The sequence below is a fragment of the Flavobacterium galactosi genome (assembly GCF_048158585.1).
Classification (GTDB): domain Bacteria; phylum Bacteroidota; class Bacteroidia; order Flavobacteriales; family Flavobacteriaceae; genus Flavobacterium; species Flavobacterium galactosi.
The window spans coordinates 169,824-184,167 of sequence record NZ_JBLNKV010000006.1 but is presented as its reverse complement, the minus strand read 5'-3'; the positions used below and the strand labels follow the sequence as shown (position 1 = coordinate 184,167).

The window sequence follows — 14,344 nt, the reverse complement described above, 5'->3', positions numbered from 1 at the left end:
TAATTCCTTTATTTTTTTATTTTATTTGTGTATTTGAGACCATGACTGTTAGGTTTTTTTTTAAAATACATTTAGAGTTCGGACTTATTTTATTTAACTCAATATTCTAGAAAAGAATAAAAAACGGATAAAAAACAAAAGGCAATCGTACTTTTAACAACATAAAATAGTAACTCCAATTTTACCATTTAATGGCAGAACATACAATAGCTAAAGTCATCCAAGTAGAGGATAAAAACATTTACGTAGAATATTACCATACGTTCGAAGATCGTCCTACAATTGTTTTTTTGCACGATTCTTTAGGCTGTGTTACCTTATGGAGAGATTTGCCTCAAAAACTGTCAGAAGCTGTAAAGTGCAATGTGCTGGTATATGACCGGTTGGGGTACGGGAAATCAGATCCGATGCCGACTCATGAGCGCCCCGTAAATTACCTTGAATTGGAAGCTGATGTCTTAAACGAACTATTGACCCAACTCGATGTGAAAGACGCTATTCTTTTTGGACATAGTGATGGTGGTTCCATTGCATTGATTACAGCGGCCAAGTATTCGGACAGAATTAAGGCCCTAATCTGTGAAGCAGCACATATTTTTGTGGAAGAAGTGACGCTTAAAGGAATTTATAAGGCAATGGAAGGCTACAGAATGACTAATCTGGCAGAACGTCTGGCAAAATATCATGGAGATAAAGTAGATAGTATCTTTAAGGCTTGGACGGAGACCTGGACAAAAGCTGATTATAAAGTTTGGAATATTGAATACCTATTGAAAGATATCACCTGTCCTTTGCTTTTTATCCAAGGTGAAGCGGATGAGTACGGAACAATGGAACAGGTAGACAGAACCATTAATCATGTATGGGGAAAAACTAAAAAACTTATCATTCCGGACATAGGACATACCCCTCACAAAGAAGCTCCCGAACAGACTTTTGATGCAGCTAAAGATTTTATAACGAAATTGAAATAAATAAAACTTTTATATGTAAAAAAACTTTTCTAGAATAGCCACTATTGAACAAATATACTATTGAACAATATTTAGCTTGCAAGTATAAGTCTCTTTAATTCTTTGGGTTTCTAATACTGCATAAAAACAAAGAAAACATCTTAAAAAAATACCCGCTTTACGACAAAGCGGGTATTTTTTTAAGATGTCAAGATAGGGGAAGTTATTAGTGAGCACTATTTGTTTTTAACCAAAGATTTACGTCGTCAAACATTTGTTTGTTGATAGTATGACCTTCATCGTATTGATGGAATTCAGGATTTATACCTTTTGTTTGAAGATACGATACGGCATCAGTTGCAAAAGGATAATGAAGTACCGCATCTTGTCTGCCATGAGAAACGAAAACTTTAAGTTTTTCTAGACGTTTTTCATCCGCAATAAGAGGTTTAACTTCCGGAAGCAGCCTGCTGCTCATTACAGCGATTCCTTTAATTTTTTCAGGTTCAGTAAGAGCCACGCTGTAACTCATTATACCTCCTTGGCTGAAGCCCATCAAATAAACCTGTTTATCATCAAAATCAAGGTCATTTTTAAGACTTTCAATAAAATCAAGAATAGTTACTCTGGCAGCTTCGGCCTGCTGCTCGTTGATCTGGGGGTGTCCGCTGGTGAAATTTACCTGAAACCACGCAAAACTTGCCGGTCCCAGACTAAGTGGCCCACGTGCTGATACTACTAAAAAATTGTCAGGCAGGTCGTTGGCAAAAGAAAAAAGATTTTGCTCATTTCCTCCTACACCGTGTAATAGTAACAGTAAAGGCGGATTTGTTATTTTGGTTTTGGGCTGTCTTACAAGGTAATGCAGTGTTGTTTTTTCTTTGCTGGAATTCATAATGGTAAAACTAAATATTGAAATTAAAATTAGGATGCTAAAGCAAATCCAAAAATGTTTTTTTATTACCATGCCTTATCTATTTTTATAGAAAGCATATTAAGGGATCCCGCTACTATGGCGTCATTAAAGACAGTAGCCTTTTCGTCTTTTTCCCTCAGAGCGAGAGTGTAAAGCATAGGAATATAGTGTTCAGGAGTTGGTACGGCGAGCTGAAACTCACGTCCCTGTTTATCAAAATTGATAAGAGACTGGTGATCATTCTCAAGAATCATTTTTTTCATTTTTTCATTCGCAATATGAGCCCACTCGAAAGCATATCCAGGTAGCATCATTTTATCCCATGCGGCCAATTGTAAATTATGTACGGTGTTACCGCTTCCAACAATTAGAACGCCTTTACGTCTTAATGCTGTCAGCTCTTTTCCCAATTCATAATGATAAGAAGCAGGTTTGGTATAGTCAATGCTCATTTCGACAATAGGAATTTCGGCATTGGGGTACAGGAATTTCAAAACTGTCCAACAGCCATGATCCAGTCCCCATTCATTGCTTAACCCGATAGCGGTTGAAGTGATCAGTTTTTGAGTTTCCAATGCGAGCTCCGGGCTTCCAGGTGCAGGATATTGGACGTCAAAAAGCGCCTGAGGAAAACCTCCAAAATCATGAATAGTTTCTGGTTTTTGCATTGCCGTTACAAAAGTACCTTTGGTTTCCCAGTGAGCTGATATACAAAGAATAGCCCTTGGTTTAGGCAATGTTTTAGCCATCTGCTGAAAACCTTGGGTAAAATTGTTATCTGCAAGGGCATTCATCGGATTACCATGTCCAAGAAAAAGAACAGGCATTCGATCAGTAGCGCTAAAGGCATCTGTTGCTGCCTTAAGGGAGCTGAGTTGCATTGCTGCAGCTCCCAGTGGTAAAATAGCCATGGTTTTAAGAAAATTTTTTCTATCCATTTTTATGCTTTATTTTCCTAGTATTTGGTCCATATAGGATTTATTATCCCAGAAAAGATATTCTTCCTGCATTACACCGTTTTCCCAAACTCCGATGGTTGCCATTGGAATTTTGAATTTCTTACCTGTAGGCTGTATAAAGGTACCATCTCCAGCGGGCATAGGCTGTGTAAACGTACCTTCCATATAACCCATTACGGCAGTAATATTGCTTGAGCCAATTTTAAAAGGATGCTCTTTAATACGGGTATCTGGAGCATATACAAACATCGCATCAAGAGTTTTGATATGCTGCTCAAGACCTACTTCAGTATGGCCGTCAGGAAAGTGTACCTTAATGTTTTTTGCATGGCTTTCGTGCAGACGTGTCCAGTCACGGTTACTGAAAACCGTATAGTCTAAAGTGTCAAAAGTTTCAAGATGTTTCGCTACTTGAGCGTTAGCAGCGGTAAGCTCTTTAATTTGTTTTACCAAAGATGCCTTATCTTCTTTTTTTTGTGCAAAAGCTGTAGTACTCAGAGTTACAAAAACTAGTATTGCACCAGCTATTTGTCTTTTAATTGAATTTTTCATAAAATATCATTTTTTATAATGCAAAGTTGGGACTTAATGACACGACAGCGGTAACACTTTTCGGAAGAAAGGTTGTGTTTTTAGGAAAGCTGCTTCTGAATTTCTTCCCTGAACTCTGTTGGAGTCAAACCTGCTTTACGTTTGAAGGCATGGGTAAAATATGTTTTTTCATTAAAACCAAGTTCATAACCTATTTCAGCCACATTTTTATCGGTGGACATCAGAAGATTTTTGGCCTGAGTAAGTTTACGGATTTCTATAATTTCCGAGACGCTCTGCTGTAATATATTTTGGCAAATCAGGTTTAGGTTGCGCGAGGTCATAAAAAGTTTAGCGGCATAAAAATTTACATCTTTCGGTTCTTTATAATGTTCTTCCAATAATCGTAGAAAATTTTTAAAAGTGCTGCTTTGTATTTTTTTAGACTCATCATCGTTTAGATTGAGTTTTCGGCGTTCAGATTCTATTATGGTAAAAAGAGCACTGAGCAATTGCCTGATTACAGAAAGATCAGGAGCATCCTGCAGGTATTCATCATAAATTATTTTACATATAGTATCTAACTTTTCAAAACATTTATTGCTCTGCATTGAGATGTTGGCTTTATCATGGAATGATGCGTAAAGACTGAAGGTGGTTTCGGCGATAAATTCACTTTTGAACCTTAATACCCACATGTCACATTTACCATCTTTAAGAAGGGGCTTGACGCGATGGATTTTTCCTTGGGTTACAAAACTTATAAAAGGAGCATCCATCAGACGGGATTTGAAATCTATAAAATGTTCCAGCTGACCCTGCCCGCCTATAATAAGTTCTTCAAAATTGTGGGCATGGGGCTCATTCACAGAATGCATTATCTTCTGGGATTCTGCAGCTGTAATGCGAAACATATTGAAAATTTCTGTCATAGTTTGCTTTTTAAAAGGATGTTAAAGATAATTATAATTTATAAGAAGCAACAGCAGATTCTATGCTGGTTAAGATTAGGTAGAAAACTTGGGCACTTTTTTGCAAAATTAAATAAAGTAATACGGTAAAGTCTTAATCTAGTTTAAGAAGTAATATAAAACTAAATTAAGACTATTTCTTAAACTTGTTTATAATCAATTATAATCTCTTTATTAATCACTCTTAAAAGATAGTTTCTTATTTTACCAGAAGAAATTGACTTGAAAAATTTTGTAATAAGATTTCTTGACAAATTAACTTCATCAGGATTAGAATAAAAATAAGCATTCTAGTTTAATACGATTTGATTTAAAATTTTATCTTCAGTTAGATGCATAGTTGAGTTTTTTTTCTCTTTATGTTCCGCTAAATGCATAATTGATTTTATGAGAATTATTACGGTTTTCCGTAAAAGTTTATAAATCAGTTTTTTTGCTTAATAATTTTTTAAAAAATATTATTGAAATACATACTTAGCATATGCTCTTGAGTGGAAATAGATATCGGAATAATTTTGTATCTCTAAATTAAAATATAAATTAAGTTATGATAAGCGAATGTATAGAAGACGAGGTAATTGATTTGAAAATATCAAATTACGTCAAACAATTTGAAAATGTAAAAGAGGAGCAGTTAACAGAATTAATAATTGAAATTCTTGTTGAGTCAATTTTAAAGGAATACCATGAAGAAAGTAATCAGATATTTGCGATTTAGTAATCTCGGACAAAGTAAAGGTTCTATAGAATCACATGAATTATGTACTGATCAATGGATTTCATGCAATAATGTGGAACTCATAGATACCTTTATAGATGTAGGTAAAGTGCCAAAACTTTTGATAGACCTGATTTTATGAGATTACAGAAATTTGTTTCTAAATATTATAAAACAGTTGATTATTTATTAGTAGATCAAATGGATAGATTCAGTAGAAATGCTGGAGAAGCATTGACTATGATAAAAGATCTTCAGAAAAAATATAGAATACAAGTCGTTAGTGTAACGGAAGGTATTACGTTTGATTATGAGATTCCAAGTAGCTTTTTCCAGACATTAAAAAAGAAATCTTTAACATGGGATTTGACCGGAAAAGCAATGTTGCTGTTGAGAAAATCTTAAAAAAACCAGTTTATTGTGGCATGCCTAAAGTAGAATCATTTAGAGAATTTCCAGGGGGATTATTTCCTGGTACCCATGAGGCTATTATAGATGAAGATACTTGGAGTTTAGTTCAGAATAAAATTAATGAGCCCAAAAGACAAGGACTATTTTGGATGAACAACTTCCTTTAAGGGGGATTTTAAAATGTCATTGTGGAAGTCCACTGACGGGGGCACCTTCAAGGGGTGAGTAGGGTAAAATACTTTTATTACTATAAATGTAAGTTTTCTAAACACAATAATCTTAGCGTTATAAAAACTTATGACCAGTTTTTATCGATATTGGAGTTAATCAGTCTTACTGAAAAAATGATTAATGAAATTATAAGGGGTTGTCAGATGAGAATAAACAAAGAAGTAAAATCTAAAAGATTAAAAATAGTAACACAATAAAGTCAGTTGATAGATGCTGAGAGAAAGCTCTCAGCTCTTGAAGAGAAATGGATTGTTGGCGAAATCAATAAGACTAGTTTTGAAAAATGGTATTTGGAATACAATGATAAAATAATAAAACTAAAAATGTCTATTGAAAATCTAAAGTATATAGTGGGCAAAATAATTGGTATTCTTGAACAAAAAATAGATTTACTTATTGATGTAAAACATATATTTAATCAAGGATCTTTATTACAGAAAAGATAATTAGTAAAGATGTTATTTCATAATAATTTATACTATCGTAATGGTCTTTTTTTGACCAAATCCATAGTAGAACCATTAAAATATAATTTAGAAGATATGAAGAGTAGGGGGCTTTATACAATATAAGTTGTATTTATAAGATTTTAACTCAATAAATATGGTGAAAAGTGTTCGACACTCCCAGCCACTATAATTGGTTTTAAAAATTTAACTTTCTGATTATTAATTATTTGTATTTTGTTTAAAAAATTGAATTTTCGCGATCGAACCCTTCGTTAAGCCTTAATTTTACTGAGGTTTAGGCATAAAAAAGCCTGAAAACCGATGGTTTTCAGGCTTTGTGGAGTCGCCGGGAATCGAACCCGGGTCCAAACAAGCAACTAAAAGGCTTTCTACGCGTTTATTTCCTGATTAGATTTTCGATCTTACGTTTGACCAGAAACAGTCGCGCAAGACTTATCTTCTTAATTTCGAAATCCACCCGAAGCTCATGGAAATCTAGGTTTAAATTTACGATTCACCTTTATCGACCGCTATAAACCAAAGCTTTCGAGGTAAATCCTGCTTTCCTATCTGATAGGAACGAGGCTAATCTTACTATAATTCAGATTATGCAGCAAGAGCGTAGTTTCCTTCGCCGTGTAAGTGTTTTGAGACCTTTTATTAACGAGAATTGTCCCAGTTCTCGACGTGCTTACTTTTCAATTCGACTTGCTGTCAAAACCAGTCGACCCCTTTTATTTTCAGTTTGCAAAGATACAATTTAAAACTTGAATTGTTATCGATAAACTTTTAACTTAATAACAAAAATCAGTCCTCTTTTTCTCCTTGATCCAAGTGAAACGGATAATCACCAAATAGCATTGCTAATTTTCTGACTTTGTACGTTTTTGTTGTAAACTTATTCGATAAAGCAATTATTGTAACCTTCTCTTTTGGCAAAGTGACATAAGATGACGTGTTACCATGCCACCAACCGTTATGAAAATAGAAATTTTGTCCCGTTTCCCAATTGATCATACGAATGCCAAGACCGTAATTTTTTTCTCCTTTGCGTTCGTTGCTGTATCCTATAAAAACCTTTTTAAACAACTTTGAATTTAAAAAAGCTGGAGAATTTCTTGCTCTGTCAAACTTTAGTAAATCCCTAGGGGTAGAATAAATATTTTTGTCACCGTAAACAGCATCCAAATAATCTTTGCCGATCTCAACACCATTTCCCTTATAAGAAGGAGCTATGCTATCTTTATCTTTTTCATAATCAAAAACAAAAGTGTTTTTCATACCCAGTGGCTTGAAAATAATTTGTTTCATCGCTTCTTTATAGGAAAGTTTAGTTGTTTTTTCAATTATCAATGCCAACATGGCATAGTTAGTATTGCAGTAGCTAAATCTTGTATCAGTTCTAGATTCTAATCCAATATTTTTAGTAGCCATAATGATTAATATGTCTTGATTGGTTAACCTGTTATGTCTGTCCCAAACAGTTTTATCCCGATCCGTAAAATAAGCATAATTACGCATGCCACTTCTATGGTTTAGCAGTGTTTTTATAGTAACATCCGGAAAAGGGAATTCTTTTAGAATAGTATTAACCTTTTGGTCCAAATCTATTCTTTTGGCATTTATTAACTTCAGTACGGCAGTTGCAGTTAATACTTTACTCACAGATGCCAAATGAAGCGGAGTTGTACTTGTTATTAATCTTTTCTCTCTAAAATTTGCGTAGCCTTCATAATTTTCATAAATGATTTGTCCATTTTGAGCTACAAGAAAACTTCCGTTAGCGCTGTGATTGGGCCAAGTTCTATTATAAAAAGACTCAATGGACCTTTTTTTCGAATCGATGTATTCCGCAGTTAGTTTAGGACTTTCATTCGTTAAAGGTTTCATTTTAGGCAATGTACTCTTTGGGAGTTGAGCGTCACTTAATGCTATTTTCTTTTTCTCTTTGGTACAGGAACTCAAAACTATTATCAGGACGAGTAATTGTAGTATATTTGCTTTTTTTATAAATATCATTTTCATAGTACTAGAACAACAAATATATAGAATCAATCCCTTTTGATTCCTCTTTTTTCCGAAACCTTAACACTATTTTATCAACGTTTTATAATTGCTGTTTTGTATCATTTTGGACATCAGCTTTTAATTGGTTTTAGACTTGTAAATTTATTTTAAAAAGAAAGTCAATTTATTTAAAAATGTTATATTTGTAACAAATAAATATAAATAAGTTATATTAAATCAATATAAAAACGTAGAAAATGAGATTCGGAATCATAAAAGAAAGAAAAAACCCACCAGATAGAAGAGTCGTTTTTTCTCCAAATGAATTAGCGAGAATAAAACAAATGTATCAAGGCGTATCTATAAAAGTAGAAAGCTCCGATATTCGAATTTTTACAGATGAACAATATAAAAATTTAGGAATCGAAGTTGCAAATGACATCAGTGATTGTGATGTTTTATTTGGAGTGAAAGAAGTTCCTGTTGAAGACCTAATTCCTAATAAAGTGTATTTCTTTTTTTCGCATACCATAAAAAAACAACCTTACAACAGAAAATTGCTGCAAGCAATTTTAGAAAAAAATATTGTTTTATATGATCATGAAACTATCGTAGATGCTCATAATCGCAGGTTAATTGGTTTTGGAAAATATGCGGGAATTGTTGGTGTTTACAATAGTATTCGTGCTTTTGGAATAAAATTCGAATTGTTCAAATTGCCAAAAGCAGATACACTTTCCGGTAAAGAGGCACTAATCGCTAATTTAAAGCGATTGGTATTGCCACCTTTGAAATTTGTGATTACTGGTGCAGGAAAAGTGGGTAATGGCGCAAAAGAAGTTTTGGATGCAATGAAAGTTAAGGAAGTTTCAGTTGTTAATTACTTGACAAAGAATTATGCACAGCCCGTTTATACTCAAGTTGATGTATTGGAATACAACAAACGTAAAGACGGAAAAATATTAGATTTTACCGATTTTTATGAAAATCCGCAAGATTATGTATCCGATTTTGAACGATTTACTAAAGTCTCAGATATCTATATTACGGGACATTTTCATGCCAATGAAGCTCCGGTAATTCTTACAAGTGAAATGCTACAGTCGAAAGATTGCAAAATAAAAGTTGTTGCAGATATTTCTTGTGATGTCAATGGTCCAATAGCTTGTACGTTAAGATCATCAACAATTGCTGAACCTTTATACGGATACTGGCCAAGTGACAATAAAGAAGTAGATGTTTTTCATCCTGCAGCAATTGTAGTTATGGCAGTGGATAATTTACCTTGCGAATTGCCAAAGGATGCCAGTGAAGGTTTTGGTGAAATGTTTATGGAACATGTAATTCCTGCATTTTTCAACGGAGACAAAGACGGGATTTTACAAAGAGCTAAAATTACTGAAAATGGAAAATTGACCCCAAGATTCAGCTATTTACAGGATTATGTTGATGGTAAATAAAGAATATAATTTTTGAAATTAATAAACCGAGTAAAGAGGCATTGCAATGTTTATCTACTCGGTTTTTTTGTGAAATTTTGTAATTGAAACATGATTTATCTCATAAAACGGATGATTATTTCGACTTATCTTTGTTTTTTCAAAATAATAAATAAAAAAGAGAGTTTTATTTTAGAAATATCAAAAGCAAGGAGAACCAATATTTTTGTAAAAGTTTTTCGTAATATTACTATATAAATGAGTTGGAATGAGAAAAATTAAATACAAGAAAGGCAGGAAACTTCAGCCCTATAACCTTGAATATACAGGAGTTCATAAAACTCAAGAGTCCGAGATGCAATTGTTTGTTTTTGACAATTTTGATTTGGTTGAATACGAAGATTTTAAGGTTTCAGACTTAGATAAATATATCAATCCGCAAAAAACCAATTGGTTGAATTTACACGGTTTAAATAATATCGAATTGGTAAAGTCTATTGGAAACTACTTTAAAATCGATAATTTTATGCTTGCTGATATTTTGAATACGACAAGGAGAACTAAATTAGAGGAGTTGTCAGATGTTCTGTTTTTTAATATAAAGTCATTATTGCCGGCCGGAGATACAGATAACATCAGCGTAGAACAAATTAGTTTTCTGATAAAAGATGGAATCTTGATTTCTTTTCAGGAAAAGCGAAGTGATTTTTTTACTCATATTCGGGAGCGTATTCGAACTCATTCGGGAATTGTAAGAACAAAAAAAGCCGATTACCTTCTGTATATATTGCTTGACTCCGTTATGCAAAATTTCTATATAACCATAGAGAATGAAGAAGATAAAGTGGAAGAACTGATTAATCTTTCTAAAAATAGTGCCGATCCAATAATTTTGGAAAGAATTGAAAAGCATCGCGATAATTTTAATTTTCTCAAACGATCCATTATTCCGCTACGGGATTCTTTGTATGATATAAAAAGTATAAAAGATGACAATGTCTTTAATGCAATGGAAATGGAAAACTTTAGTTTTTTTACACGATTGCATCAAAAGAGTTTAGAGCTCTTAGAACAAATTGAATCTGATATGGGTTCATTGGAAAGTGCTTCTAATTTCTTTTTTTCGGCACAAACGCATAAGATGAATGAGATAATGAAAACGCTGACCATAGTTTCAGCAATATTTATTCCACTAACATTTATAGTAGGTGTTTACGGAATGAATTTTGAAAATATGCCGGAACTTAAACGTCAATATGGCTATCATACCGTTATGGGAGCTATGTTTTTAATAGTAATTGGAATGATTATTTATTTTAGAAAGCGTCGTTGGTTTTAAAAATAAAAGCGAGTCTTCTCCAGCGGATAACAAAAAGTACATTCAATTGATATTGGATAAATATAAAGACAAAAAGATGAATAAAGCCATATACATTGCAACAAGCGAACAAAATAGTGGTAAGTCTATTATAACTTTAGGGTTAATGAGCATGCTTATTGGCAAGACTGCCAAAGTAGGTTATTTTAGACCAATTGTCGAAGATTTTGAAGAAGGTGGATTTGACAATCACATTGAAACGGTGATTGGTCATTTTGGATTAGATATTCAATTCGAAGATGCTTTTGCCATTACAAAAAGTAAATTAATCAAAAAGAAGAATAAAGGAAAAATTGGGGAGGTTCTCGATTTAATTATTGAAAAATATAAGAAATTAGAAGAACGTTTCGATTTTGTTTTGGTTGAAGGAACCAGTTTTACGGGAGAAGGAACTGTTATAGAATTGGATATGAATGTTTTGATTGCCAAAAATCTAGGGATTCCAACCATTATTGTGGGCTCTGGTGTAGGGAAAACATTAGAAGAATTGATTGATAGCCTTTATCTTGCGTACGATTCATTCAAAGTAAAAGATGTGGAAGTTTTGGCTGTAATCGCCAATAAAGTGCAACCAGAAAACATTGAATTAGTAACTACTGGTTTGAAAAAAAGTCTGCCAGAAAGCATATTGGTGAATTCAATTCCTTTAATTTCTAATTTGAATAATCCCACAATTCAGGAAATTGTAAACAAATTAGATGCTAAAGTTTTATTTGGCGCCGCTTATTTAAACAATCAAACGGGGAATTTTAGCGTGGGAGCTATGCAGCTTTGTAATTATTTATTGCATTTGAAAGAAAATAGTCTGGTGATAACTCCAGGTGATAGAGCTGATATTATTCTTGGTGCGCTTCAGGCGAATGAATCCGTGAATTATCCAACAATTTCAGGAATACTGCTTACGGGGAATATATTGCCTGAACAGAGTATTCTAAAATTAATTGAAGGACTTTCTCCAGTTGTTCCCATTTTTGCAGTAGAGGAAGGGACGTATTACATTACCAATAAAATAGGTTCCATTAAATCTAAAATTTACGCCAACAACAAACAGAAGATTGAAACTTCGATACATACTTTTGAAAAATACGTTGACTTAGATAATTTGGCTGAAAAGCTGATTACTTTTGAAGCGGAAGGAATGACGCCAAAAATGTTTCAATATAATTTGGTAAAAAGAGCCAGAAAACATAGAAAACACATTGTTTTACCCGAAGGAAATGATGAAAGAATTATTATTGCAGCTTCACGCTTATTAGCGATGGATGTGGTTGATATTTCAATTATTGGAAGCAAAAAACAAATCGAAAGTAAAGTTTCGGAACTAGGGCTGGATTTTGATTTTTCTAAAATAAAAATTGTAAATCCCATAGAATCAGAAAATTATGAGGACTATGTAAATACCTATTATGAGTTGCGAAAGGCAAAAAACGTAACACTGGGAATGGCCAAAGATTTAATGGAAGATGTTTCTTATTTTGGAACGATGATGGTGTATAAAGGAGATGCAGACGGAATGGTTTCCGGAGCGGCGCACACGACACAACAGACCATTTTACCGGCTTTGCAATTCATTAAAACAAAACCAAACTCATCGGTGGTTTCCTCAATATTTTTCATGTGTTTGGAAGACCGGGTTTCTGTTTTTGGAGATTGCGCCATCAATCCAAATCCTACGGCGGAGCAACTGGCAGAAATAGCAATTTCCTCCGCTGATTCCAGTTTAGCTTTTGGAATTGAACCAAAAATTGCGATGCTTTCCTATTCGTCCGGTTCTTCTGGAAAAGGGGACGAAGTAGACAAAGTAAGAACGGCAACCGAAATAGTAAGAAAAAAACGTCCCGATTTAAAAATTGAAGGTCCTATTCAATATGATGCTGCAGTCGATATGGCTGTTGGAAAAAGTAAAATGCCAAATTCAGAAGTGGCAGGACAAGCCAGCGTTTTGATTTTTCCAGATTTAAACACTGGAAATAATACTTATAAAGCGGTGCAAAGAGAAACGGGCGCTCTGGCAATTGGTCCCATGTTACAAGGGTTGAACAAACCTGTAAATGATTTAAGCCGCGGTTGCACGGTAGATGATATTATAAATACAGTCGTGATTACGGCTATTCAAGCACAAGGATTATAAAATGAAAATAGTAATTATAAACTCGGGAAGTTCATCCATAAAATACCAATTAATAGACATGCCAGCTAATGACGTCATTTGTTCGGGTATGATTGACAGAATAGGATTGGAAACTTCAAATCTCACCTATATAACCGATAACACTAAATTAGAAGAAACGTTGCCAATTGCGAACCATAAAATTGGTTTGGAAAAAATTGCCAAATTACTGATGGATGAAAAAGTGGGGGTAATTAAAAGTACGGATGAGATTGAAGCTATCGGGCATCGCGTGGTACATGGCGGAAGTGCTTTTTCGAATACGGTAATCATTACCAGTGAGGTAAAAGACAAGATTAGACAGCTTTTTGATTTGGCACCTTTACATAATCCTGCTAATTTAGAAGGAATAAATGTGGCTGAGGAAATTTTCAATTCGGCAAAACAAGTGGCTGTTTTTGATACTGCTTTTCATCAAACGATTCCTGTTGTGGCGCACAAATATGCGTTGCCAAATTACCTTTTGACAGAAAATAAAATACGTGTATATGGTTTTCATGGAACGAGTCACAAATACGTTTCGGAAAATGCGATTCATTATTTGAAACAGAATTCTAAAAATAAAGGCTCGAAAATTATTACGATACATTTAGGAAATGGATGTAGTATGACAGCTATAAAAGACGGTAAAAGTATCGATCATACATTAGGTTTTGGTCCAATGAATGGTTTGATTATGGGAACCCGAAGCGGTGATGTGGATCAATCCGTAATTTTTTATCTGGTTAATTCGTTAGGGTATTCGCTTGAAGCGGTGAATACGATGTTGCAGAAACAAAGCGGAATGCTTGGACTTACCGGCTATAGCGATTTGAGGGATATTGAAACGAATGCAGCCAATGGAAATCTTGATTGTCAGTTGGCTTTAGATATGAATGCCTATCGGATTAAAAAATATATTGGTTCCTACACAGCAGTTTTAAACGGACTCGATGCTATTGTTTTTACAGCAGGAATCGGAGAGAATTCCTCTTATATTCGAAAATTAGTTTGTACGGATATGGACTATTTCGGAATTGAATTGGACGAATCGAAAAATGAAATTCGTTCTAAGGAAATTCGAGAAATTAATGCACCTGATTCCAAAACTAAAATATTGGTTATTCCAACCAATGAAGAAATTGAAATTGCAAATCAGGTATTTGAATTACTGACCAATTAAAAAACGTCCTTTTCTAAAAAAGCTTCTCAATAGGGAAGCTTTTTTTATA

General features: G+C 33.8%; 14 protein-coding genes and 1 other RNA gene. 9 read left to right on the top strand and 6 right to left on the bottom strand.

Annotated features, from left to right (window positions below; all coding sequences use genetic code 11):
* Positions 1-191 precede the first annotated feature (191 nt).
* Entirely contained in the window at positions 192-974 is a 783-nt protein-coding gene (locus tag ACM55M_RS13990) for an alpha/beta fold hydrolase (RefSeq protein ID WP_416858275.1), read from the top strand.
* A gap of 205 nt (positions 975-1,179) precedes the next feature.
* Here ACM55M_RS13990 and ACM55M_RS13985 read toward each other — a convergent pair whose 3' ends face one another.
* The 4 genes from ACM55M_RS13985 to ACM55M_RS13970 form a co-directional block, all read right to left on the bottom strand.
* Positions 1,180-1,848: an alpha/beta hydrolase gene (locus tag ACM55M_RS13985; RefSeq protein ID WP_416858274.1), complete on the bottom strand. Its 669-nt coding sequence runs from the start codon at positions 1,846-1,848 to the stop codon at positions 1,180-1,182.
* A 65-nt stretch (positions 1,849-1,913) separates the two neighbouring features.
* Positions 1,914-2,750, bottom strand: coding sequence for a 4,5-DOPA-extradiol-dioxygenase (ygiD, locus tag ACM55M_RS13980; protein ID WP_465245433.1), 837 nt, complete (start codon positions 2,748-2,750; stop codon positions 1,914-1,916).
* 66 nt (positions 2,751-2,816) lie between these two features.
* Positions 2,817-3,380: an ester cyclase gene (locus ACM55M_RS13975; RefSeq protein ID WP_416858272.1), complete on the bottom strand. Its 564-nt coding sequence runs from the start codon at positions 3,378-3,380 to the stop codon at positions 2,817-2,819.
* Positions 3,381-3,460: 80 nt separating this feature from the next.
* Positions 3,461-4,291 carry a helix-turn-helix domain-containing protein gene (locus ACM55M_RS13970; protein ID WP_416858271.1) on the bottom strand — a complete coding sequence of 277 codons (831 nt, stop codon included), beginning with the start codon at positions 4,289-4,291 and terminating at the stop codon, positions 3,461-3,463.
* A gap of 725 nt (positions 4,292-5,016) precedes the next feature.
* On the opposite strand from ACM55M_RS13970, the gene ACM55M_RS13965 reads away from it, so the two are divergent.
* The 4 genes from ACM55M_RS13965 to ACM55M_RS13950 all read left to right on the top strand — a co-directional run bounded on the left by ACM55M_RS13965 (position 5,017) and on the right by ACM55M_RS13950 (position 6,136).
* Positions 5,017-5,190 (top strand): hypothetical protein, encoded by a 174-nt coding sequence (locus ACM55M_RS13965; RefSeq protein ID WP_416858270.1) that lies wholly within the window; start codon positions 5,017-5,019, stop codon positions 5,188-5,190.
* Positions 5,187-5,453, top strand: coding sequence for a recombinase family protein (locus ACM55M_RS13960; protein WP_416858269.1), 267 nt, complete (start codon positions 5,187-5,189; stop codon positions 5,451-5,453). Before ACM55M_RS13965 ends, ACM55M_RS13960 begins: the two co-directional genes overlap by 4 nt.
* Entirely contained in the window at positions 5,408-5,626 is a 219-nt protein-coding gene (locus tag ACM55M_RS13955) for a recombinase family protein (protein WP_416858268.1), read from the top strand. Before ACM55M_RS13960 ends, ACM55M_RS13955 begins: the two co-directional genes overlap by 46 nt.
* A gap of 267 nt (positions 5,627-5,893) precedes the next feature.
* Positions 5,894-6,136, top strand: a complete 243-nt coding sequence (locus tag ACM55M_RS13950) for a hypothetical protein (RefSeq protein WP_416858267.1) — start codon at positions 5,894-5,896, stop codon at positions 6,134-6,136.
* A gap of 338 nt (positions 6,137-6,474) precedes the next feature.
* On the opposite strand, the gene ssrA is transcribed toward ACM55M_RS13950, so the two are convergent.
* Both ssrA and ACM55M_RS13940 read right to left on the bottom strand, forming a co-directional pair.
* Positions 6,475-6,871, bottom strand: a transfer-messenger RNA (tmRNA) gene (ssrA, locus tag ACM55M_RS13945).
* Between the two features lie 75 nt (positions 6,872-6,946).
* The gene (locus ACM55M_RS13940) at positions 6,947-8,164 is read right to left on the bottom strand and encodes a serine hydrolase domain-containing protein (protein ID WP_416858266.1); all 1,218 of its coding nucleotides are present in this window, start codon (positions 8,162-8,164) and stop codon (positions 6,947-6,949) included.
* A 239-nt stretch (positions 8,165-8,403) separates the two neighbouring features.
* On the opposite strand from ACM55M_RS13940, the gene ACM55M_RS13935 reads away from it, so the two are divergent.
* From ACM55M_RS13935 to ACM55M_RS13920, 4 genes are all read left to right on the top strand, one after another.
* Positions 8,404-9,606 carry an NAD(P)-dependent oxidoreductase gene (locus ACM55M_RS13935; protein ID WP_416858265.1) on the top strand — a complete coding sequence of 401 codons (1,203 nt, stop codon included), beginning with the start codon at positions 8,404-8,406 and terminating at the stop codon, positions 9,604-9,606.
* 247 nt (positions 9,607-9,853) lie between these two features.
* Positions 9,854-10,924 (top strand): magnesium/cobalt transporter CorA, encoded by a 1,071-nt coding sequence (gene corA / locus ACM55M_RS13930; protein WP_416858264.1) that lies wholly within the window; start codon positions 9,854-9,856, stop codon positions 10,922-10,924.
* A 76-nt stretch (positions 10,925-11,000) separates the two neighbouring features.
* Complete coding sequence (gene pta / locus ACM55M_RS13925) at positions 11,001-13,094, top strand: phosphate acetyltransferase (RefSeq protein ID WP_416858263.1); 2,094 nt, start codon at positions 11,001-11,003, stop codon at positions 13,092-13,094.
* A gap of 1 nt (position 13,095) precedes the next feature.
* Entirely contained in the window at positions 13,096-14,295 is a 1,200-nt protein-coding gene (locus tag ACM55M_RS13920) for an acetate/propionate family kinase (RefSeq protein ID WP_416858262.1), read from the top strand.
* Positions 14,296-14,344 lie beyond the last annotated feature (49 nt).

What these genes read in the sequence shown, in the direction of transcription:
- ACM55M_RS13990 (WP_416858275.1), top strand. Translation starts at nt 192, where the DNA reads ATGGCAGAACATACAATAGCTAAAGTCATCCAAGTAGAGGATAAAAAC.
- ACM55M_RS13985 (WP_416858274.1), bottom strand. Translation starts at nt 1,848, where the DNA reads ATGAATTCCAGCAAAGAAAAAACAACACTGCATTACCTTGTAAGACAG.
- ygiD (WP_465245433.1), bottom strand. Translation starts at nt 2,750, where the DNA reads ATGCAACTCAGCTCCCTTAAGGCAGCAACAGATGCCTTTAGCGCTACT.
- ACM55M_RS13975 (WP_416858272.1), bottom strand. Translation starts at nt 3,380, where the DNA reads ATGAAAAATTCAATTAAAAGACAAATAGCTGGTGCAATACTAGTTTTT.
- ACM55M_RS13970 (WP_416858271.1), bottom strand. Translation starts at nt 4,291, where the DNA reads ATGACAGAAATTTTCAATATGTTTCGCATTACAGCTGCAGAATCCCAG.
- ACM55M_RS13965 (WP_416858270.1), top strand. Translation starts at nt 5,017, where the DNA reads ATGAAGAAAGTAATCAGATATTTGCGATTTAGTAATCTCGGACAAAGT.
- ACM55M_RS13960 (WP_416858269.1), top strand. Translation starts at nt 5,187, where the DNA reads ATGAGATTACAGAAATTTGTTTCTAAATATTATAAAACAGTTGATTAT.
- ACM55M_RS13955 (WP_416858268.1), top strand. Translation starts at nt 5,408, where the DNA reads ATGGGATTTGACCGGAAAAGCAATGTTGCTGTTGAGAAAATCTTAAAA.
- ACM55M_RS13940 (WP_416858266.1), bottom strand. Translation starts at nt 8,164, where the DNA reads ATGAAAATGATATTTATAAAAAAAGCAAATATACTACAATTACTCGTC.
- ACM55M_RS13935 (WP_416858265.1), top strand. Translation starts at nt 8,404, where the DNA reads ATGAGATTCGGAATCATAAAAGAAAGAAAAAACCCACCAGATAGAAGA.
- corA (WP_416858264.1), top strand. Translation starts at nt 9,854, where the DNA reads ATGAGAAAAATTAAATACAAGAAAGGCAGGAAACTTCAGCCCTATAAC.
- pta (WP_416858263.1), top strand. Translation starts at nt 11,001, where the DNA reads ATGAATAAAGCCATATACATTGCAACAAGCGAACAAAATAGTGGTAAG.
- ACM55M_RS13920 (WP_416858262.1), top strand. Translation starts at nt 13,096, where the DNA reads ATGAAAATAGTAATTATAAACTCGGGAAGTTCATCCATAAAATACCAA.